Source organism: Paenibacillus sp. MABNR03 (assembly GCF_050455445.1).
Classification (GTDB): Bacteria; Bacillota; Bacilli; order Paenibacillales; family Paenibacillaceae; genus Paenibacillus; species Paenibacillus xylanilyticus.
Map to the genome: position 1 here is coordinate 153,028 of NZ_JBCIYR010000003.1, position 20,828 is coordinate 173,855.

Annotated in this window: 29 protein-coding genes; 24 read left to right on the forward strand and 5 right to left on the reverse strand. The window is 44.8% G+C overall.

Translation table 11 applies throughout. From position 1 onward, the window contains the following. Positions 1–23 precede the first annotated feature (23 nt). On the reverse strand, positions 24–215 hold the full coding sequence (locus tag AAIH57_RS15875; RefSeq protein WP_430022308.1) for a hypothetical protein: 192 nt from the start codon (positions 213–215) through the stop codon (positions 24–26). 152 nt (positions 216–367) lie between these two features. On the opposite strand from AAIH57_RS15875, the gene AAIH57_RS15880 reads away from it, so the two are divergent. From AAIH57_RS15880 to AAIH57_RS15990, 23 genes are all read left to right on the forward strand, one after another. Continuing rightward, positions 368–1,591 carry an amidohydrolase gene (locus AAIH57_RS15880; RefSeq protein ID WP_430022310.1) on the forward strand — a complete coding sequence of 408 codons (1,224 nt, stop codon included), beginning with the start codon at positions 368–370 and terminating at the stop codon, positions 1,589–1,591. Positions 1,592–1,754: 163 nt separating this feature from the next. Beyond that, the gene (locus tag AAIH57_RS15885) at positions 1,755–2,183 is read left to right on the forward strand and encodes a GNAT family N-acetyltransferase (RefSeq protein WP_430022312.1); all 429 of its coding nucleotides are present in this window, start codon (positions 1,755–1,757) and stop codon (positions 2,181–2,183) included. Between the two features lie 60 nt (positions 2,184–2,243). Continuing rightward, entirely contained in the window at positions 2,244–2,687 is a 444-nt protein-coding gene (locus AAIH57_RS15890; protein WP_430022314.1) for a GNAT family N-acetyltransferase, read from the forward strand. An 85-nt stretch (positions 2,688–2,772) separates the two neighbouring features. Continuing rightward, positions 2,773–3,219, forward strand: coding sequence for an oxidoreductase (locus tag AAIH57_RS15895; protein WP_430022316.1), 447 nt, complete (start codon positions 2,773–2,775; stop codon positions 3,217–3,219). Positions 3,220–3,462: 243 nt separating this feature from the next. Further along, positions 3,463–3,948 carry a DinB family protein gene (locus AAIH57_RS15900; RefSeq protein WP_430022318.1) on the forward strand — a complete coding sequence of 162 codons (486 nt, stop codon included), beginning with the start codon at positions 3,463–3,465 and terminating at the stop codon, positions 3,946–3,948. A gap of 15 nt (positions 3,949–3,963) precedes the next feature. Next, on the forward strand, positions 3,964–4,449 hold the full coding sequence (locus AAIH57_RS15905) for a GNAT family N-acetyltransferase (protein WP_430022320.1): 486 nt from the start codon (positions 3,964–3,966) through the stop codon (positions 4,447–4,449). Between the two features lie 17 nt (positions 4,450–4,466). Continuing rightward, a complete protein-coding gene (locus AAIH57_RS15910) occupies positions 4,467–5,408 on the forward strand; it encodes a GNAT family N-acetyltransferase (RefSeq protein WP_175397268.1) in 942 nt (313 codons plus the stop codon). A gap of 18 nt (positions 5,409–5,426) precedes the next feature. Beyond that, on the forward strand, positions 5,427–5,834 hold the full coding sequence (locus AAIH57_RS15915; protein WP_175397269.1) for an NUDIX hydrolase: 408 nt from the start codon (positions 5,427–5,429) through the stop codon (positions 5,832–5,834). Positions 5,835–5,866: 32 nt separating this feature from the next. Then, positions 5,867–6,106 (forward strand): DUF3977 family protein, encoded by a 240-nt coding sequence (locus AAIH57_RS15920; RefSeq protein ID WP_175397270.1) that lies wholly within the window; start codon positions 5,867–5,869, stop codon positions 6,104–6,106. Positions 6,107–6,178: 72 nt separating this feature from the next. Next, the gene (locus tag AAIH57_RS15925) at positions 6,179–6,742 is read left to right on the forward strand and encodes an HAD-IIIA family hydrolase (RefSeq protein ID WP_430022322.1); all 564 of its coding nucleotides are present in this window, start codon (positions 6,179–6,181) and stop codon (positions 6,740–6,742) included. Next, positions 6,739–7,260, forward strand: coding sequence for a DinB family protein (locus tag AAIH57_RS15930; RefSeq protein ID WP_430022324.1), 522 nt, complete (start codon positions 6,739–6,741; stop codon positions 7,258–7,260). Before AAIH57_RS15925 ends, AAIH57_RS15930 begins: the two co-directional genes overlap by 4 nt. Positions 7,261–7,298: 38 nt before the next feature. Continuing rightward, positions 7,299–7,781, forward strand: coding sequence for a hypothetical protein (locus AAIH57_RS15935; protein ID WP_430022326.1), 483 nt, complete (start codon positions 7,299–7,301; stop codon positions 7,779–7,781). 232 nt (positions 7,782–8,013) lie between these two features. Next, positions 8,014–8,436: a DUF1801 domain-containing protein gene (locus AAIH57_RS15940; protein ID WP_430022328.1), complete on the forward strand. Its 423-nt coding sequence runs from the start codon at positions 8,014–8,016 to the stop codon at positions 8,434–8,436. Positions 8,437–8,497: 61 nt separating this feature from the next. After that, positions 8,498–9,049 (forward strand): DinB family protein, encoded by a 552-nt coding sequence (locus AAIH57_RS15945; RefSeq protein WP_430022330.1) that lies wholly within the window; start codon positions 8,498–8,500, stop codon positions 9,047–9,049. A 40-nt stretch (positions 9,050–9,089) separates the two neighbouring features. Continuing rightward, positions 9,090–9,635: a GrpB family protein gene (locus tag AAIH57_RS15950; protein ID WP_175397275.1), complete on the forward strand. Its 546-nt coding sequence runs from the start codon at positions 9,090–9,092 to the stop codon at positions 9,633–9,635. A 43-nt stretch (positions 9,636–9,678) separates the two neighbouring features. Then, the gene (locus tag AAIH57_RS15955; RefSeq protein ID WP_175397276.1) at positions 9,679–10,101 is read left to right on the forward strand and encodes a hypothetical protein; all 423 of its coding nucleotides are present in this window, start codon (positions 9,679–9,681) and stop codon (positions 10,099–10,101) included. Positions 10,102–10,135: 34 nt separating this feature from the next. Further along, positions 10,136–10,594 (forward strand): DUF2262 domain-containing protein, encoded by a 459-nt coding sequence (locus AAIH57_RS15960; protein WP_430022332.1) that lies wholly within the window; start codon positions 10,136–10,138, stop codon positions 10,592–10,594. 56 nt (positions 10,595–10,650) lie between these two features. Then, a complete protein-coding gene (locus AAIH57_RS15965) occupies positions 10,651–11,133 on the forward strand; it encodes a GNAT family N-acetyltransferase (RefSeq protein ID WP_430022334.1) in 483 nt (160 codons plus the stop codon). A 21-nt stretch (positions 11,134–11,154) separates the two neighbouring features. Beyond that, positions 11,155–11,679, forward strand: coding sequence for a cysteine hydrolase family protein (locus tag AAIH57_RS15970; protein WP_430022336.1), 525 nt, complete (start codon positions 11,155–11,157; stop codon positions 11,677–11,679). Positions 11,680–11,692: 13 nt separating this feature from the next. Further along, complete coding sequence (locus AAIH57_RS15975; RefSeq protein WP_175397280.1) at positions 11,693–11,977, forward strand: hypothetical protein; 285 nt, start codon at positions 11,693–11,695, stop codon at positions 11,975–11,977. A 155-nt stretch (positions 11,978–12,132) separates the two neighbouring features. Further along, complete coding sequence (locus tag AAIH57_RS15980) at positions 12,133–12,612, forward strand: DinB family protein (protein WP_430022338.1); 480 nt, start codon at positions 12,133–12,135, stop codon at positions 12,610–12,612. 76 nt (positions 12,613–12,688) lie between these two features. Continuing rightward, positions 12,689–13,561 carry a phosphotransferase family protein gene (locus tag AAIH57_RS15985; RefSeq protein ID WP_430022340.1) on the forward strand — a complete coding sequence of 291 codons (873 nt, stop codon included), beginning with the start codon at positions 12,689–12,691 and terminating at the stop codon, positions 13,559–13,561. 170 nt (positions 13,562–13,731) lie between these two features. Then, the gene (locus AAIH57_RS15990) at positions 13,732–14,079 is read left to right on the forward strand and encodes a hypothetical protein (RefSeq protein ID WP_175397285.1); all 348 of its coding nucleotides are present in this window, start codon (positions 13,732–13,734) and stop codon (positions 14,077–14,079) included. A 134-nt stretch (positions 14,080–14,213) separates the two neighbouring features. Here the strand turns inward: AAIH57_RS15990 and sdaAA are convergent, their stop codons facing one another. The 4 genes from sdaAA to AAIH57_RS16010 all read right to left on the reverse strand — a co-directional run bounded on the left by sdaAA (position 14,214) and on the right by AAIH57_RS16010 (position 18,593). Next, complete coding sequence (gene sdaAA / locus AAIH57_RS15995; protein WP_430022341.1) at positions 14,214–15,089, reverse strand: L-serine ammonia-lyase, iron-sulfur-dependent, subunit alpha; 876 nt, start codon at positions 15,087–15,089, stop codon at positions 14,214–14,216. 46 nt (positions 15,090–15,135) lie between these two features. Beyond that, positions 15,136–15,804, reverse strand: a complete 669-nt coding sequence (gene sdaAB, locus AAIH57_RS16000; RefSeq protein WP_430022342.1) for an L-serine ammonia-lyase, iron-sulfur-dependent subunit beta — start codon at positions 15,802–15,804, stop codon at positions 15,136–15,138. A gap of 4 nt (positions 15,805–15,808) precedes the next feature. Further along, positions 15,809–17,251, reverse strand: a complete 1,443-nt coding sequence (locus AAIH57_RS16005; RefSeq protein ID WP_430022343.1) for a M20 family metallopeptidase — start codon at positions 17,249–17,251, stop codon at positions 15,809–15,811. Positions 17,252–17,345: 94 nt separating this feature from the next. Then, positions 17,346–18,593 (reverse strand): MFS transporter, encoded by a 1,248-nt coding sequence (locus AAIH57_RS16010; protein ID WP_217506512.1) that lies wholly within the window; start codon positions 18,591–18,593, stop codon positions 17,346–17,348. A gap of 146 nt (positions 18,594–18,739) precedes the next feature. Between AAIH57_RS16010 and AAIH57_RS16015 the strand changes: the two genes are divergently transcribed. After that, positions 18,740–20,809, forward strand: coding sequence for a helix-turn-helix domain-containing protein (locus AAIH57_RS16015; protein ID WP_430022344.1), 2,070 nt, complete (start codon positions 18,740–18,742; stop codon positions 20,807–20,809). The last annotated feature ends 19 nt before the right edge of the window (positions 20,810–20,828 follow it).

The following is a 20,828-nucleotide window of genomic DNA, read 5'->3' on the forward strand; positions in this document are numbered from 1 at the left end:
GGTTATGTTCATTGTGCAGGCACTTACTCGTGCCTGTTTTTGCGTTCTCTCCTGATCGTTTCCATCGTCTGCGGAATAACAAGAATGAGCAGCAGGATGACCGTGTACGAACCCCAATTCACTTCCGAAAGAGACGTACCCGTTACCGTATAGTACAGCATCATGAATAGTGTGATTGCCATTGCACTTACAAGGATATGGAGCCATTTCGTCATGTTCGAAGACACACCTTTCCTCTATTGTCATCCAAACGATCATCGTATGGAACACCAACGTTTTACATATTTTTGCCCGGTTCACCCTTATGGTACCATAAAGCACAGATGATTATATCATGCACGGTAGACCTAGTGGAAAGAGGGATGTCATGTTGAAGCAGGCGTATTGGTTGACCAACGTAGCGTTGGAGCGAGGATTTATTGCGGAAGAGGGACAGGTAACGGGAACACAGACGAAAAATACTCATCTCCGTGTGGAGGACGGAATCATTGCCGAAATCAAGGATGATGGAACTGAGCTACAGACTAACCTGCCTCAATATGATGCCAGAGGGTTGTTGCTGCTGCCTTCGTTTGAAGAAGCACACATTCATCTGGATAAAACGTATTATGATGGTCCATGGAAGGCCGTGAGACGCATATCCAGCATTTTTGAGCGCATTGAAGAAGAAAAGGTGCTGCTGCCCAAGCTGCTGCCTGATGCGAAGCGTCAAGCAGAGAGTATTCTGAGCCTGATTCAGGGCTATGGATCAACCCATGTGCGCAGCCATTGCAACATTGAACCCGTCAGCGGGTTGAAACGACTTGAGGCCACGAGGCAGGCACTGGAATCCTTTTCGGGTAAAATTTCCTCTGAAATTGTGGCATTTCCACAGCATGGGCTGCTTCGTTCCAACTCCGTGGAGCTGATGCATCAAGCGATGGAAGAAGGTGCTACGATTGTAGGGGGACTTGATCCTCATACGGTGGACGAGCAGATCGAGAAATCGCTGCATGTCATGGTAGATCTGGCTGTTCAGCATCAGGCGGGAATCGATATCCATCTGCATGATCGCAACGAGCCGGGTAAGCAAACGCTCCAGCAACTCGCTGACCTGACGGAAGAGGCAGGACTTCAGGGGAAGGTCACGGTGAGTCATGCATTCTGGTTCGCTCAAGCAGATCCGCAGGAGGCTCAAGATCTGGCGCAGCGCATGGCCTCACTCGGCATGAGCATTGCTTCAACTGTGCCCATCGGCAAAATGATCATGCCCCTCCCGATGCTGCATCGCATGGGGGTAAACGTGAAGCTGGCAACAGACAGCCTGACGGATCATTGGTCACCTTTTGGCAGTGGGGATCAACTGGAGAAAGCGGGGCGTTTTGCAGAATTGTACGGATACAATGATGAACTCTCCTTATCCCAGTCTCTTGGATTCATCACAGGTGGAGTTACACCGCTGGATTCGGAGGGGAATCAGGTTTGGCCTAAGGCAGGCGATACGGCGAGCTTTGTACTGGTACAGGCGAGTTGTTCAGCGGAAGCTGTTGCCAGAAGATCTGCCCGGCAGGCAGTATGGTACAAGGGGCAATTGGTAAGTGGGACAGTATAGGAAGAGACGAGAGGTAGCTTGAAGCCACGGGAAACCGTGGTTTTTTTGTGCTGTTAAAAGAAAGTGCAGGTCTAAGCAGAGAGGAATATTTTATTCGCATTTACCATCATTTGGGTTATGATGGATTTAGTTTTCCAAGTAGGAGATAAGGAGTGTGACCGTCATGATCAGACAGGCAGAATCAAGAGATGCTGAGGCTATTGAATCGTTGTATAGAGAACTACTGCCGAACAATTTGGATACAAAAGTGTTGGGAGAACGTATTGAGGAGATCCAAAATAATCCCAACAGTTTCTTGCTCGTCTATGAAATGAATCAAAAGGTTATTGGTACAGCGCACGTACATATTTGTCTGGATGCCTTGGTGGAGAATAGACCGTTTGGAGTGGTCGAACGTGTCATTGTTACAGAGCATGTGCAGAGCAAGGGATATGGTTCAGAACTGATGAAGTATATCGAAGATTTATGTATACAGAAAAATTGTGTGAAAGTGTTTCTAACCAGTGGAGCTACCAGAATCGAGGCACATCATTTTTATAAGAAATTAGGATACGATGGAGAGTCAAGCAAAGCATTCAAGAAGTATCTGTAAATGAAAGATACGTATAAGTGAGCAAGCAAGTCGAATAGAACGAAATGAGGTTATGGTGAGATGAACCAATCCAATCAAGATGTTGAACTGGAAGTTGTATATGAAGACCATGATGAAGACTACAAAGCAATTTGTAACCATTTATACAACTACAATTTGAGAGAAACGAAAGGGCTGTTAAAGAAACCTGGAAAGAGCATTAATCTATTTTTGCGGAATAAGACGGGCAAAGCCATCGGTGGGATCTTCTGTGCGACATACTGCGATACGTTATATATTGATAACTTTTGGATCGACGAGGAATATAGAAATCACGGGAACGGGAAGACTCTCATTCTGCAAGCCGAAAGCATAGCCTCCGATATGGGCTGCAAACTTGCACACACCAGTACGTTTTCTTATCAAGCTCCAGAATTCTATCAGAAGATGGGGTATGAAGTTTTTGGAATACTAGATGAGTATCCGGAAGGAATTGTTCAGTACTTTTTGAAGAAAAAACTATAAATCATTGGAAATAAATAACCATTACGCTTGGATAAGCGTTATTAATAATAAGTTATCAGCAGGATAATCAACAAGGAGAATCTAAATGACCACCATAAATGTTCTAGAAACCAAACCTTCCAGTCGATACGATGATTTAGATCCAGATCAGGATGGAAATAAAAACACAACATTCGCGGATCTCATTATTGATGGAAGATCACTGTATCAGATGCTTAAGAACCACGACTTGGTACCATCCTTGGGTTGGGGAAGCAATGAAAATCAAAAACAAATGATTCAATACTTTCTGTTAAAAGAACCTCACGAGAATCTGTATTATAGATATCCCATTCTTGTATGCCCTTGGTGTGGAGATGAAGAGTGCGGGTATATCTCTGTGAAAGTGGACAGGGAAGAAGATGTTGTCATATGGAAGGACTTTAAGCTGGAGCATAAGAATCAACCATTAAACATCGGCCCTTTTTATTTTGAATGGGAAAACTATGAAAAAGTCATTCAGGATACTTTTGGCATGATAGTTGAGCAATAATGTATATGGAGTGAGCCAGCTTGAAAAATGTAACTATAATTTTGGTGGCGTGGAAAAATAAAATGGAATTATTTCTGTTAACAAGAATGCAGAGGACGTATATTTTGTTGGTATATAACAGGTAACGGGGCAATCCCCCAAGCAGATTCTAGGGTGAGTTTCCGCATAGAATGGAACGGCCAAACCGAGGAATTCGAGCTTAAAGTAAGGTGAACAAAATCATTTTTGGGGAGTGATATGATCATGGCTAAAACTACGGATGAAATGATTGAAGAATTTAAATCATTTACTTCTTACGTGATGGAGTTAGACAATCTATCTGAGCAGGTTTGGAATACGCCAATAGCTGAAGGCAAATGGACTTTGAAAGACGTTATCGCACATATAATGTTGTGGGATCAATATTTCTATGAGGAAGCGATCTATAAAATCAAACATGATGAACCGTTAACCGTAAGGCATCTGAATTTTGATGAATTTAATGCAAATGCGATGGATTACTCAAAGACAAAATCAAAGAATGCCATTCTCGAAGAATTTGTAGAAAAGCGAATGAACATTATTCATGACATTACCGGACTGCAAGAAGAAGAATATACACGTGAGTACAAGGATGGAGACAAGAAAAAATTTAGTATTAAAAAGTATGTAAGGGCATTCATCTCGCATGATAAACATCATAAGAAACAGATTGAAAGCTTTAAGAGACTCAACTCACAGCTGAAATAAAGGGGTAACACCGAAATGAATTACGAATTAATTCAAGCTTCCAAGGCATATAAGGAAGTCATAAAAAATCTGATGCAGTTTTATATTTATGATTTCTCGGAATTTGTCCAATGTGATGTGGAGGATGACGGACTATTCGGGGCATATCCTTACTTGGATGACTATTGGAACGAAGTGGATCATCGATTTCCATATGTCATTAAACAAGATGATAAATATATAGGTTTTGTGTTAGTCAGATCCATAGAATCAGAAGAGCGAAATTACTTCTCCATTGCCGAGTTTTTTATTATGAAGAAATACAGAAAAGCAGGCATAGGTAAGGCGGTAGCTAAACAAATTTTTGATACGCATAAGGGGCACTGGGAAGTTTATCAGCTCGAAAGCAACGAGCCCGCTCAGCAATTTTGGAATAAGGTTATACATGATTATACGCAGGGAAACTTTACAGATCGAGTTGAGGACGGAAGAAGGATACAAGATTTTAAAACCATGGGATGATTAAGGAGGAATGACGTGTGCAGGTAGCCGATTGGTCTGAAAACATAGAAACGTATGATTTATCCAGCGAATATTCGATTCGTAAAGCTGACCCGGAAGAGTGGGGAGTATATTGCTCAGTCTATTACAACATGCGCTTTGTTGGATTTTTTAGAGAAGAACGTTTCAATGCTAAGCGAAATAATGCTTATTGGATCTGCCAAGGAGAATCGAAAATTGGTGGGGTAAGGATGGCACCCAATAGGATATATCATTTGTTTTTCATTCCACCATTTAATCATTTATTTGAGGTAATGAAGCTTCTTAAAAAGATACTCGTCAGCTGGTCTGATCGAACCCAGCACATTAAAGCCTTTGAAATTCTTCCGGACCAGGTTCATTTATTTGCAAAAGCCGGATTTTGGCCGGTAGAGTTCAGATGCCGATGGATGCAGCGTCCCACTGAACATTTTGACGTGACTTGGGACCCCGATCTGATCATCAAGAGTCCTCAAATTGCCGAAGATGAAACAGGTACCAAGCGATATACGAATGAAGATGAAATCGCTCATTGCGACTTTGCAAGCTTTGTGGGAGGTTTTGAAGCGTTAAGAAGAAATCAGTCTTCGTTTGAACAGTTCATACCTTCTGAAGATCCCGGTCTAACCAATGAGATACTCACGGAAGCGTCTACACTTGTGTATGACAAAAATACCGGGAAGCTTGTCGCCAATTGCCGGCTTTGTTTACAGGATACTGAGGCAGCAGTATATAGTATTGGTGTCATCCCATCGCACAGGGGAAGAGGGATTGCTACACGCATGCTGCAGAGAGCCTTGACGATCCTTAAGGGGAAATATCCAATCTTACGGTTGTACGTCATGGAAGGCAACGATGCAGAATCCGTCTACTACAACCTCGGGTTTATCCCAGGAGTACAAGAAGTACAACAAATGATTATCCCTGCGGAATCAAATTAAACGAAAGGTCTGGAGAAGATGACCCCACCTAAACATATTGTTTCGGCAGCTGCAATTGTGATCAATGATCAGAATGAGATATTACTTATTAAAGGTCCCAGAAGAGGCTGGGAAATGCCAGGCGGACAGGTGGAAGTCGGAGAATCTTTACAACGTGCAGCCATTAGGGAAACCAAGGAAGAGTCAGGTATTGATATCGAGATTACCCGGTTTTGCGGCGTATTTCAGAATGTGGAGGACTCCATTGTAAACACGTTATTTCTGGCAAAGCCCATCGGAGGACAATTAACCGTATCAAACGAAAGTCTAGACACCAGATATTTCCCAGTGGAAGAAGCTTTAAGCTTAGTCACCTGGAAGAATTTTAAACAACGAATTGAATACTGTTTAAGACCGGAGATGCAGCCCTTTTATATCGAATTTTAGAAATGAAGAGGTTGTAGAAAAAGGAGAATGCTTTGAAAAAGTTCAGAGAGATTGGATATGGAAACCGCTGGTTCATCAGAACGGAGTTTGAACATGAAGACGGGACGGAAAGTGAAGTAAAAGGATTTACAAAACCATTCAGTCTTAGATCAGTGTACGTTAGAGCATGGATTGGAAAAAAGGTAATGATCATAGATTCAAAAGAGGGAATTAAACTCATGAACAAAAATGAGAAGAAGGTAAAAATCATTTTAGGCTTTTTTGGATATTGAATGAAGTCAGGATAGGAACTACAGGAACCATAGAAACCACAGTCTAACACAAATTACATAGGGAGGTTAGCCATGCCGTCCAATATATTTCAAGCCGTTTTTATTGATCGTGATGGAACGATAGGCGGTTCAGATGAAGTCATTTACCCAGGTGAATTTAAGTTGTTCTCATTTACGTTAGCTTCATTGGAGAAACTTAAAAATCACGAAACTCCGATCTATGGATTTACAAACCAACCGGGTATCTCCAGAGGAGAAGCAACTATGGAAGCCTTTGAAAAAGAGATGATGGCCTTTGGATTTGACGGGGTGTATATCTGTCCTCATCAACACAATGAAGAGTGTGAATGCAGGAAGCCCAAACCGGAAATGTTGCTGAGAGCAGCAAAAGAGAATCAATTCGATCTGAGCAAATGTGTGGTCATCGGAGATCGATGGTCAGACATGTTAGCTGCACATTACGCCGGCTGCAAGAAGATATTGGTGCGAACAGGAGCAGGTAATGAAGCGTTAGATAAATACAGGGATAAGTGGACCATAACAGAACCGGATTATGTTGCAGAGCATCTCGAAGATGCTGTGAACTTTATAATGGACCAGGTAGTACATATTGAAGCGGAGGGGAATAGATCATGAACATGGAGAACATATATCTAATAAGTGATATTCCGAGTTATTCTCCTCAGATTAGCCGGCTCATCTCGATGATGAACTATGCCAGATTCACAACCATTGAGGAAGTCAAAAATCTATCCATAGATCAATTGGATTTTTTGCTGGACTCCGAAAGTAACTCTATCGGGGCATTATTGCTTCACTTTGCAGCAGTCGAATATGCCTACCAGGTGGCGACTTTTGAGAATCGGGAGCTGAACGAAGAAGATTTATCGGAGTGGGGCCCGGCGTTAAACTTAGGCAAGGAAGGTCAGGAAAAGATCAAAGGTAATGATATCACATTTTATTTTGCGAAAATGGAACAGGTAAGAATGAAATCACTTCAGTTCTTTCAGACAGTGAATGACGACTGGTTGAACACGGAAGAAGAATTCTGGTATAACAAACCGGCAAACTATTATTTTATGTGGTTTCATGTTTTCGAAGATGAGATTAATCACAGGGGCCAAATCAGAATGATCCGAAAGAGAACTTCGTGACTCAAGGTGGCGAAGTTTTTTACTTGAGAGGAGACTAAATGAAGACCAAAAACATCATTATTGTTATTTCTGTATTATTCAATATCATCTTGATCACGTATGTACTTTTGAAAGAAAGCCATCTGAAAGATGTCTATTCAAATTTATCCTTTGGACTTCAGAATGATTTAGTTCAATTAGAGAGTGCAATGGATTACCAGAACAATAATAAGTGGAATGACGAAAATGTAGTTCTTGAAAAGATTGAGGATGTTAGAGAAGGCATTAACCAATTGATGGTTACAGGTATTAATGTTGGAATGATTACGAAATCACAAGAAAATGACTTGTGGACACTGTATAGGCATTTTGCTAACTTTCCCACATATACAGGGTTTCCAAATACCAAATTAGAGAACAACGATATTAACGAGCTAATCCGATTAAGAGATGATCTAAGGTCAGCTGGATGGGGAATGGATTTGGGGTATAGTAGTGATTGGGCAAGTTTTTCAATGAAAATAGAAGACTTAACGAATTGATTATATGCTGCATTCATTAACAGTCCGTTATTGATGTTACATTTTGGAGGGATTCAATATGCTCTATCTCATTATAGTCATTGTTATTGGGTTTGCAGGCATAATTAGTAATCAGTACGCTGGGTTGAAAAGAATGGATTCATTGCAAAAATCAATAGATGAACTAAATCGAAATTGGCGAGAAGTCGGGCAAAGACAGTATGACAATCAGGTTCAAAAGGAGTGAATAAAAATGTACAAGCAAAAAACAAAAGAAACCGACAATAGCGTCATTGAGTTTATTGAAAACGTCGAGAGTCCCCAAAAACGCGAGGATGCATATAAGTTGTTGGATATTTTTGCTGAAACGACAGGCTATGAAGCCAAGATGTGGGGACCGAGCATTATTGGATTTGGTGCATATCATTATAAATATGAATCTGGTCACGAAGGCGATGCACCGTTGGTGGGTTTCTCACCCCGAAAAGCAAAAATCAGTTTATATTTTGCAACGGGGGATACAGAACGAGAATCACTATTAGAGGATCTGGGGAAACATACGACGGGAAAGGCATGCGTGTATATTAATAAAGTCGCAGACATTAATGTGGATGCTTTAAAAGCATTGATAAACCAATCGGTTAAGTTTCTACAAGAAACCTATCCTAATCCGTAATTTTATTTAATTGAAGTTACTACTATGTTGATATGAATTAAGGCAAGGAGGGGGAGATAGAATGCTGTATGATCTGAAAGGTCAAGCCAATATGTCGCCTGTGGTCGGAATGTTATATTCAGCGGTGAGAGAGAATAGCCAGCGGCTGCAATCCATCACGGATGGAATGTCTCAAGAGGAATTTGATTACAGGGGACCTGAAAACAACCGTAATAGTACTGCTCAGTTAATAAAACATATCCTGTACGTTGATCTAAATTGGGTTTACAGAATAAAGGGAACACCACTACCTCAGTCATTGATAGAACAATATGGCCCGATGATTGATGAAAACAACAGACTTCCCATGGTTAGCGGAGTGCCTAGGGGCACACTTATCTCTCAATATGAGGGAGTAATAACAACCCTGAAAGAGGCGTGTACGCAATTAACAGATGCTGATTTGGACCATGTTGTCACTTTTGGGCATGACAATGAAAAGCAAGCAACCATCCGCTGGGGCATATGGCACATGGCAGATCATAACCGTTATCACCAAGCTCATATTAATCAACTTAGAAGTTGGTTTAAGGAGGAGAAACTCAAAAGCCAAAGGAGTATTTCATCCAAGTGAGCCGAATCTTTATCATATCGAAGTGAGGTGGAGACTCTGCATGGAAGAACAATGGAGAATTGCAACGTATGATTCGGCATGGGGACCATTGTTTTACGAAACAGGACTTAAATTAAGAGAGGCATTGAGAGAAAATGCCCTTCGAATCGACCATGTCGGATCAACTTCAATCGTTGGCATGGATGCCAAACCCATTATTGATATTCAAATCTCTGTTCTGAATTTTGAAAATTTGCCTAGCTACCAACATGAAATTGAAAATGTCGGTTTTGTTTTTAGGGTAGAAAATCCGGATCAAAGCAAACGGTATTTCCGCGAAGCACCTGGGAACAGAAGGACGCATGTACATGTCAGACAAGCAGGAAGTTTCTCCGAACAGATGACACTGCTATTCAGGGATTATTTGCGAGAACATCCACTTGATTGTGTGAAGTATGCTGAGGAGAAGCATAGGCTTATGAGTGTATACAGAGATCAACGTTCAAAGTATGTGGAGGGCAAAGGGCCTGTAGTTTGGGAGATATTGCAGAAGGCCCATCTGTGGTCTCAGGAAGTAGGGTGGAAACCGGCAGATTCGGACGTATAAGTACATTGGATTAATGATGGATGCTCGTATTGGAGTGGTGAAAATGAACCTGGGTAGAAAGTTGTTAACCTCACTTTTAACCATTATCAGTTTTAGTTTAGCTGCTAGCCTGGTATCCATGAATGACACCTACAACTTTGGTTTTTATATTGCTGTGTACCCTATATATGCAACTCCCTTGATTTTTTTGATAGGTTTACCTTTGTCGGTGTTAGTTGATTTCTTGTTGAGCAAAATGAGAGTGACTAATCATGCACTTTATCTAATCGTAAAATTTCTGGGTTACGCGTGCGCTGGGTTCGTCGGTATGAACATATTTGTTCTGGTCATGGGCGCTGGGAAAGATATTTTTAATTTTAGAGAAAATTCCCCTCTCACCTTACATGGCGTGTTTGCAGCACTGATATTTGTACTGATCGATCTTGGGTTGGAAGCTCTCTTCAAGGCTCGCAAAAAGAAAAGTTAGTGGGAACTGTGATGGTAAGGAGGGTTATCGAAAGTTGGACAGATCGATTCATAGCGAGCATATTGGAACATTTAGTTATGAAGAAATGAGTAAAGCATACACGTATCAAGAAGGTCCAGTTCACTGGGCACTGGATATATCGGATGAAAAGGTTAGTGTCCATGAGATGATGCATCGGGCAGAGCAGATATATAGAGTTTTGCAGGAATTCGATATGCAGGCTAAGATAGCCATTGCAAATGAGTTAACGGCTTATAAAAATGATTTCTGGCCTGAATATGATGAGGACGATGAACATTTGGATTGGGATGAAGTCGATGCAGGAAAATATGATGTCACACCAGAGAGATTCGCAGCATCCATCAGGCTCCTCGACATCGTGATCAAGTATGAACATATATATTGCGAATATGATGATGGAGAATTGTTCGGTGGCCATAGAATACATGCCTGTTTCGAGAATGACTACCGTCTTAGAAGTGCTGAGATCTAGAAGCAGCTCTCGTCAACGCGATATTTTCAAGAGTGCTCAATTTTTTAAAAAAAGGGATGATGGATCTGATATCTTACAGACGCTTAGAAGCTCAGGATACGGAGTCTGTTAAGCAATTAATGGAGCAATATGCGCTGCAATTTCCTACTTTTATTGTTAACCTTTATCCAGAACGTTGGGCAAGTTTTTTGAATCATTCGAGTGATTCGGAATATTGGGTTGCGGTTGAGGTGGACAAGATTGTAGGACATGCGGGGTTTGTTTTTAATAAGGATGAGGGTTTGTACGAAATTGTAGGTGTCGTTGTATCGCCTAAACATCAGAGGAAGGGGATCGGGAAGACTCTTCTGGACCATCTATGTGAAGCAATTAAAAATAGAGGCAAAACAGAAGTTGTATTACACACTCTTGGTCATCCTGATAATGAAGACACGGTAGTATTTTATAAATCCATTGGTTACTTGGTATCCCAATATGAGAAGGACCACTTTCAAGCCGGGTACTCGCGTGTTACGTTTAGGAAAAACTTAAGTCATTGATCTCGTCAGGAGGGATGAAAGGTGAGAACTTATTGTGCACTTCTTGTCATTGACGTACAGGCAGCCATGTTTGATGAATCAGATCCCGTATATCAGGGGGAACAGCTGCTTCAGAACATCCAAAAGGTAATTGCCAAGGCTCGTGAAGCGGGTCATGCTGTCATCTATATTCAGCACAGCGAAGGGTCAGGAAGTCCACTGGAACGCGGAACACCGGGGTGGGAGGTTCATCCGTGCATTGCACCGATTGCAGGTGACTTAGTTATTGAAAAAGAAACACCTGACTCGTTTCACGAAACGGATCTGCATCTGAAGTTGAAAGACAACGAAGTGACTGAGCTGATTCTCGTTGGGATGCAGACAGAAGTATGTGTAGACACCACTTGTCGCAGGGCATTCAGCCTTGGTTACAAGGTCAACCTGGTTCGAGATGCCCACAGCACCTGGAATTCCAGCCATCTCACAGCGGACCAAATTATAGAACACCACAATACCGTGCTGAGGTTGTTTGCCAATGTGGTGGACTCCGAAAGTGTGATCAATTGAAAGAGGAGATACATTGACGATTAATTATAGAATACTAAATGCCTCAGCTTGGCTTGCTGTGTTAGCTGTCATGCTTATTCCGGGAACAGCATATACGGAAGGTCCATTGCGAACAGAGTATGGTTTCCCGATTAGATTTTACACAGATTATCATTATGAGAAGCCTGACGATACAATCTGGTTCCTTTCGGGTGTCAATATCCAAGTGCTTTCTTATTTGTTTAATGTCCTATTTATTTATGCTGCAATTCATGTTGTTCTGTATATAAAAAAGAGATTAACTCATCCAAAAGAGTAAAGAACCGCAGTTCAGCGGTTCTTTTATTTTTTCCATATCATGGGTTATGATAGAAGGCAGTAAAGTGGGACAATCATCTGGACATTAGCGTGGTTTGAGAACCAGCAGGACATGAAATTGGAGTGAAAGCAACACAACCGAAAAGGGGGAATTCGATGGAAACTTTTTTTCGTTATAACTGGATTGTACGTGAGCAATGGTATGCGTGGTGTGAGGAACTACCGCTTGAAGAATTACTTCGGCCCCGTACTGGTGGTGTGGGCAGCATCTTACAGACGTTTTTCCACATCATTGATGTGGAGTGGAGCTGGCTTCAGTTACTGCAGGGTAAACCGGATGATCCGGAAGACTTCGAGGATTACAAAACGTTGGAGGCTGTCCGACAGTATGATCGCAAGCTGCGTCCCGATGTGGAGGCATTTGTAGTAGCGTGGGATCCGAGCATGGAAAAGAAAGCGTACATTCATCCTGAGTCCAAGGACAAGGTTGCTCAAGAATCATGGGGAGAAGTGATGCGTCATGTGATTGCTCATGAAATCCACCACATGGGACAAATGTCGGTATGGGCCAGAGAAGTGGGCAAGAAACCCGTATCTGCCAATGTCATTGGCAAAGGTCTTATTATCCCTGACTAACCATTCGGGTGCGCTAAACCGCTATAAAACGTTTCATGGGTCTTCCGCATCTCAAACATGGAGGGGAATAAGAACAATGACCATTAACCTTAGTCGTATGGATTGGGTTCAATTGGATGAACGTGTCAGATGTTTGATGGAACAGGCATATGAGGTTATCCCTTTGTCGCCTGGACTGGAAGCGGATGTGATGAGAATTGAATTTGGTGATCAGCAGTATGTATTGAAGGTTTGGAACAAGGATTCGAGACCGAATATCGGCAGCCAATATCGGCTGTTGTCCAATCTCCATCAGAATGGAATCCGCGTTTCCAGACCTTACGGCTGGGGCATGGATGAGCAGCAAAATCAGGTTTTGCTAACGAGCTATGATGGTACACCTGTTGCTCAATTAACACCTATCAAGCTGACTCATTTGGCTCAAAGATTAATGGAGGTTCATCGCTATCCGGTGAATGAAGCGGGTGCAGAAAAAGAAGGAGAATACATATCCAGGTACGATTTTATTCATTATTTCTTTCCTTCCATTGCGTTGCATGAGGATTTGAACCGCATTGTTACAAACCTCCTTCAGCGCGTCCAGCTTAGGCAGGACTGCTTAATCCATGGCGATTACAATCTGGGCAACATTCTTGAAATGGATGATAACTTTACCATTATCGATTGGACAAATGGACAGCTTGGTGATCCAAGGTACGACATGGCATGGTCTGTTTTTCTTATCACGATTTACAGTGGGGAAAGCCATGGGAAGACGTATCAAACCGAATTGAAGCGTTCAGTGAATTATACGCTGGAAGATGAGCAGATTTTTGGAGCACTGGCCTGTCTTCGTTGGCTTCTGTTAAGGCGCGTTGCTGATGTGCCGATGGGACCTAATGTAATGCAAAGGGTTCGCAGGATTGCTCTCCATAATCCCTATTTGAGTGAGGATCTATTGCAATCATGACATGATGTTCAAGGAGGTTGATCAAGTGGATTCACACATGCAAGTAGATGGGGATATCCTGAAATCGCATGAAAAAGATATTCAGATGATGGTTTATGAATTCCCAATGAATAGCCTGTCCTAAACGAACGTTTCCTGCATACCTATGGTATAGAGGAGCGTGATAGGTCATGGAACAGAAAGTACAAACCTATTTTCAACTAAAACAGCAGCAAAAAGAGATTGAGCAGCAATTGTCTGTACTCAGAGATGAAATTGTTGCGTACTGTGCGGAACAAGGGGTCTACGAGACGCAGGTTGGTGGTTACACGGTGAAAACGGTGCTTCAGCACCGCAAGGAATATGATGATCAGAAACTGTATGCTTCTCTTCCCGATCCGGATATCTGGAGGCTTTTGTCCAAGGTTGACAGCCATAAGCTGAAAAGCCTGATTAAGCTTAATGTTCTATCCGAGGAGCAGATCAGTCCTGCCTGTACGTTGAAACAGGTTACGCTGCTGCAGGTGGACAAACTTTAGCCGTTTTAAATGTCGGCATGCATACCCTCGAATGTGATAGTTATTCTTTGGTTCGGTTGATCCGGATAAACCAAAACAGGCATGCATTTACCTTGAGGATTTCGTTCTCCTCGGGTAAATGACATGCCTGATCTTTATTTATGCTGCAAATCCCTTGTGATTTTACGTCCCGTCGGTGTCTGGGCGAGGCCGCCGCCAGCCGTTTCGCGTAGTGATTCAGGCATGGCCGATCCGACCTCCAGCATGACCTGTACCACCTCATCGGAAGGAATGACGCTGCGGACTCCAGCAAGTGCCATATCTGCTGCTCCCAGAGCTGTAATCGCCCCGAATCCATTGCGAACAATACATGGGATTTCGACCAACCCGGCTACCGGATCACAGATTAGGCCAAGGGTGTTCTTCAGAGCAAGTCCAACGGCATGGATAGCCTGAGAAGGGGACCCACCCCGGATATCCACCAGCGCCCCGGCTGCCATCCCGATGGCAGACCCCACTTCCGCCTGGCAGCCGCCTTCCGCACCAGAGATGAACGAATTGTTGGCGATGACGTAACCGATCGCCCCGGAAGCGAACAGCCCATAGACCATCTGTTCATCGGTCCATCCAAACCGCTCCTGGCTGCTGATAAATACCCCTGGAATAATGCCGCAGGAACCCGCCGTCGGTGTAGCAATAATTCGGCCCATTGAGGCGTTGACCTCGGATACCGCCAGTGCGTAACTCATCGACAGACTGGCATGGTCGCCGAGCAGGGATTGTCCATCTTCACGGTAACCCATCAGTTTACGGGCATCTCCTCCAGTCAGGCCGCTTTTGGAAGTTGTATCCGTGTGAAGGCCTTGGTGCACCGCTTTTTTCATAATCTCGTAGTATTCGAGCATTTGACTAAACACGGTATCCTTGTCCTCGCCTGATTCATGACATTGCTCTTCCAGCATGAGATGGCCAAGGGACAGCTTGTGGGTTTCCGCCAGTTCGGCAAGTTGTTTTAATGTTCGGAAATTCATTGGCGTAAACTCCTTTTTTTGATAAAGCTGAAGTCAGGTATTCAAGCTAAAGACAGAGCAGAGTGACTTCATGGACTTCCGGAAGCACCTCAACCTGCCTGACTACGGCAGGGTCAATCTTGCCGTCACATTCGAGCACCATCATGGCTTCGCCGCGCCGGTTCTTTCGATCCACAGACATGTGTCCAATGTTAATGTGATTATCCACGAGCAGCCGAGTTACGACTGCAATGACACCCGGCTCATCGCTGTGACGAATGATGAGTGTTGGATAGAGCGCCGTCAGCTTCAGGTTGTAGCCGTTGATCCGGACGATTTCAATATTTCCTCCACCGATTGACGTACCTACCATATTCAATGTGCGATTTCCCGCAGCGTTTGATAATACAATCTCGGCCGTGTTCGGATGCGGGTACAGACCTGTCCCTGGACGGATGAGGGTTTCCATACCTACAGTGTCTGCATGTGCAAATGCTTCAGGCAGTCCAGGGTCATCGGTGTCCATGTCCAGCAGGCCGCCCACAATGGCGGTGTCTGTTCCATGCCCTTTATACGTTGCGGCAAAAGAACCAAACATGATGATCTCCGCATGCGAGGGACATTCCCCGAACAGCTGTCTGGCCGTGCGCCCAATCCGTGCTGCTCCAGCAGTGTGAGAGCTAGAAGGTCCAACCATGGCTGGACCGATAATGGAAAATACGTCTTTGAACCTCACCGTCTTATTCTCCCCGCTTCGGAGGCTGCACATCTGCCGGAACGAGACAGTCGTAGACTTCCCCGCCGAGTCTGTCCAGCAATTCCTGTTGTGCTTCCTTGACGATCTCCGGATGTAAAATGGATTCAAGGGCCGTAGCAGCCATCGCTTTGGCTGCGAGCAGCATGCCCTTGTGAGCGAAGCTGCTCTTGCCCTGAGCAACGGTTTGCCAAGCATGAAGCGGCGTACCAAAGGCCATCGTAGTCGTGATGCACTGCGCCGTCGGCACGTTCCAGCTGACATCTGCTACATCGGTTGAACCGCCCATGAACGTTTCGCGCTCATCTGAATACGGAGCAATAAAGTTAGGCAGTGGTCGTTCAGCCAAAAGAGGCGCAAGCTCAGGGCCGACTAACGCGCCGGCTTCCTGCTGGTTCTGGATTGGCAGCGTATCATAGATCGCTTTGGCATAAGTGTATTCTTCCTCTTCATACTCAGGTGCACCGAAGGCAACGAGATGCTGATGCATTACTTTTTCAAGCGTACTGTTCGGGATCAGGTTGGCGCAGGCGCCTTCATATTTAAAATTCATTGTTGTTTCTGTCATCAGGGCGGCCCCTTCTGCCACTTTCACCAGACGTTCAAACAGACTGCGTACCTGTGCACTCTTGGGAGCTCGAACGAGATAAGTGACCTCGGCCTCCGCTTGCACGACATTGGGGGCCAAACCGCCCGAGTTCGTAATCGCATAATGAATTCTGGCCTGATCAATCATGTGTTCCCGCATATAGTTCGAGCCGATATTCATCAGCTCAACCGCATCGAGAGCACTACGGCCCAGATGAGGAGCCGCAGCAGCATGAGCACTAATGCCTTTGAAGGTAAATGTACCGTGAATGACAGCATTGGAGCTTCCGTGCATCACGGCATTCAAGGAATGAGGGTGCCATGAGAGGGCGGCATCTACGTCTTTAAAATAACCTTCGCGAGCCAGATATGTTTTACCATATCCACTTTCCTCGGCAGGACATCCGTAAAAGCGTACCGTTCCTTGAGTCTCCGGATGCTCCTGAAGATAGTCCTTGACCGCCACTGCAGCAGCCAATGCGCCAATACCGAGCAGATTATGCCCGCATCCATGGCCGTTTCCGCGGGGCTGAACAGGATGATACGTGCTGATTCCAGCTTCCTGGCTGAGATCGGCCAGCGCATCGTACTCCCCCAGTAAGGCGATGACGGGCAGCCCCTTACCATAAGAAGCGATAAATCCCGTTTCCAAACCTGCTACCCCACGCTCTATAGTGAAGCCTTCGGATTCCAGTAACTCCATAAGCAGTTCTGCTGATTGAAATTCATCGAAACGGGTTTCTGCAAACCCCCAGATTCGGTCACTCGCATGGGTGAACAAATCGCGTTTTCCTTCAATGGCCTCTGATATATATTGGGTCAAATCTACAGTTGTGGTCATAAATATCCGCACCTCGTATTCGTTAAAATGGTTTTGTTGTTCTATACGCCATGGACTGTTATCGGAGTAACCTCATGGAGGTAATCCTCTGTGTCTAGACCGCTTTTGCCTGCACTTCAGTCGTCGTATTATCCTGATCCGGATTGGAACGACGGGAGAACATCAGGGTAATGGAGCAGATCAGGGCGAAAGCGATAAGCATGATGAAGGCTGTGGCATAAGATCCCCCGGAGGCTTGAACCAGAAATCCGATCAGCATCGGAGTCAGGAAACCTGCAAGCTGAGCACCTGTGTTAATGAATCCATTGGCTGTCGCGACGACAGATTCGGGCATCGTTTTAAGGGACTTCGAAATGATCAGTGTCGAGATAAATCCGGCCATTGCCGTAACGATCGTCATGTACGTAATGAATGTGGTAATGCTGCCCGCGGAGCCCATCAGATACAGGAATAAGGCCACAAGCACTCCGAACACGGAAGCGATAATTCGATCTTTGCCAGCCGGGATGCGGTCAAGCACGTAGCCGCTGAGAATCATGGTGAAAATGCTGACCATGGCCGGAATGGCGGCGAGCAGTCCCATTTGGGTCATATCCAGTCCCCGGACATTGACCATGTACGTCGGCATCCAGGATTGAAGCCCCCAGTTTACTGCATAAATGCTGAAGTAGCTGATGAACAAATTCCAGATCATAGGCGTCTTCAGGACGGCTTTAAGTGACGTTTTAGGCTGTTGGCCCGAGCCGGAGGTCGCAAGTGCAGGTTTGGCGGGTTCTTTTAACAAAAAGAACATCAAGGCTGTGATGAGGATGCCCACCGCACCAATGATATAGAACAGGTTGCGCCAGCCAATGGTCACAAGGGCCTGTCCGGTAAGAATCGGAGTGACAACCCCCATAATGGCTGCGGATGCCAGCATAATGGACATGGCACCGCTGCGCTGATTAATGGGAAAGTTAGTGGCGATGGCCTTGGAACCGGAAGGGAAGAAGCTGCCCTCTCCAATACCAAACAGGAAACGAACAAAGATAAGAGAGAACAACGACCAGGCGGAGCCGGTCAGAATGGTGAATATGGACCAGGAGAACAGGGAAACGAGTATGACCTTCCGATAACCGAAGCGATCGGCGAGTGCTCCGCCTGGGATTTGCATAATGGCATATCCGAGAAAAAAACTGCTGAGGATGATTCCTTGTGCGGAAGCACTCAGACCCAGATCTTGTGTAATGCCTACAATGGCATAGTTGATGACGAAGCGATCCAGGTTGCCAAGGCACCAGCCGAGAAACAAGAGAGTGAGAACAATGTACTTGAAGTGTTTGCTTTGCACGATATTGGACATTGTGTTACCTTCTTTCTCATCGATTGTTAACTAAATTTCTGTGTTGCTTTAAAGTTACATGATGAAGGGGTTTCAACACAATGTATATCTCTGTATAATTGTCCGTATTATGATGTGAAAACCTACATTGACAGGGGGCGGCTCCGTTGAATGGAATCTTACATGAAATCTTGCGGGAACGCTTGGGAGATTGCGATTACGAGGTGTGGCTCAGCAGCAACTGGGCGGATTGGGTACTGATTGAAGCGACAGGCAGGAGAGAAAGTATACCGCCTTGTTTTATGGAACGTCTTCCTCTTCAACATCCCAAAGTGGAACAGGAATCGGAAGGTGTTATGTTAGTTTTTCTACCATATAACAATAATGTATGTGTGGCTATTCGTGTCTTTAAGAGCTGGCAGCTTTCTGCGGAAGATGTAGTTACACTTTCCTCGCTGCTCTACCCTTACTATACGGAGGCTGTGGCGAGCAAGCATGAACGTGCCTTGAATGAAATTATGAACAGTATCCGGGATGTGACTCAATTGCTGGATCTGAATGAATTGTTGGGACGGATACTGGTAAGTGCACTATCGGTTATCCCTTATGAATGCATCGGTGTGTTATGGAGATACGATCCTGCGATCGACGCGTTAACGGTCAAGGCAAGAGCAGGGGAGATGGGCGAGGGCATGCTGAGAATGAAGCTGAAGCCGGGTGAGGGGATCATTGGGAACACCTTTAAGCGAGGCACACCCAAGCTCTATAACAGCTTTTCCACAGTGGAAGATGATTTTGGCAACATGACGTCGGACAACAAACATCATCTGAATTCGGCATACGATTTTCAAAATATAGGATCAATCATTTCGGTGCCCATTAAGGTGGAAGGTCAACCGGATTGTGTGTTAATCGTCTACCAGAAAGGAAAGGTACCCATATTCACGGAGTCGGATGTGCGGCTGCTGCAAAGCTTTGCCGATCAGGTTTCGATTGCGATTACGAATGCCAAATTGTACGAAAATCTGAGCAAACAGAACGCAACGCTGATTAAGCGGGACGAGATTCACTCTTCTCTCATGCGGCTTTCGCTGCAAAATAAGGGCGCGGTATCCATCGTTAACGAACTGACACGTGTTATTGGTGTACCGATGACTTTTGTGGATTTTATCGACAACGAATGGATTCCGAAGCGGGGCAAAGTCATGCATGGCTGGAATATGGAAAAGCTTCTCACTCTGTACGAATCCTTGCACCATCCGGATTATTTGACATGTATTGAGGGAGATGACAACCCGTCGTATCAATATTTGTATCCGATCGCTTCAGCCAATCAGTGCCTTGGTTATCTCATCATCCAGATGAACATGCGGCTGGAACCATTACAGTTGATTGCACTGGAGCAGGGAAGTTCCATTCTTGCTCTGGAATTGATGCGCAAGCAGTCCCTTGCCGAATTTTATTTCAAAAAAACACAGCAATACTTCAACGACCTGAGGCTCAGTCAAGATTCGGAGGATTATTGGCAGAAGTCCGGAGAGATCGGAATCGGTCCTTCAACCTCAATCGTAGTGGGACTGCTGGAGTTCGCGGAACGGGTCAATCCGTCGACGCTTAGCGCGTTGTCGGTTCAATTGGTAGCGTATCTGAGAGAGAAAATGCCAACAGGAACCCTGCCCATTGCGTTCGGCAATGAAAGGCGAATAACGGTACTGCTTATGCTGAACGAGTCACACAAGCCTGGCAAACTGGAACAACAGTTCAGCGCATTGCTGCCCGAGTGGGAAAGTCGTAATCATGTGAAATTACTGGGGGGATTAAGCTCAGTACGCTCTGGAGTCGATGCCATTAATACGGGGTACCAGGAAGCGGACAAGGCGATTGCATACCAGAAGACAAGGGGCGAACAGGGAACGATCCGCTATACGGACATTGGAGTAAACCGTTTGTTCATCCGTCAGCCGGCCGAGGATCTGAATGCGTTTATGGCAGAGGTATTTGAGCCGCTGAGGCCTGCCAAAGGACAGACCGGAGGACTCGAGGAAACACTAATGACGTATATGGCTTGCGGAGGTTCTGCGGTCCAGGCTGCGGCAGCACTTCATATTCACATCAACACATTGTATCAGCGCATCCGTAAAATTGAAGAGATTCTGGGCATGTCCCTGAGTAATCAGGAGCACCTGCTCCATCTGCAGTTGGCCTGTTATCTACGACAGACGTATCGTTCATCGTAGAGCGCTATCCAAGATCTTC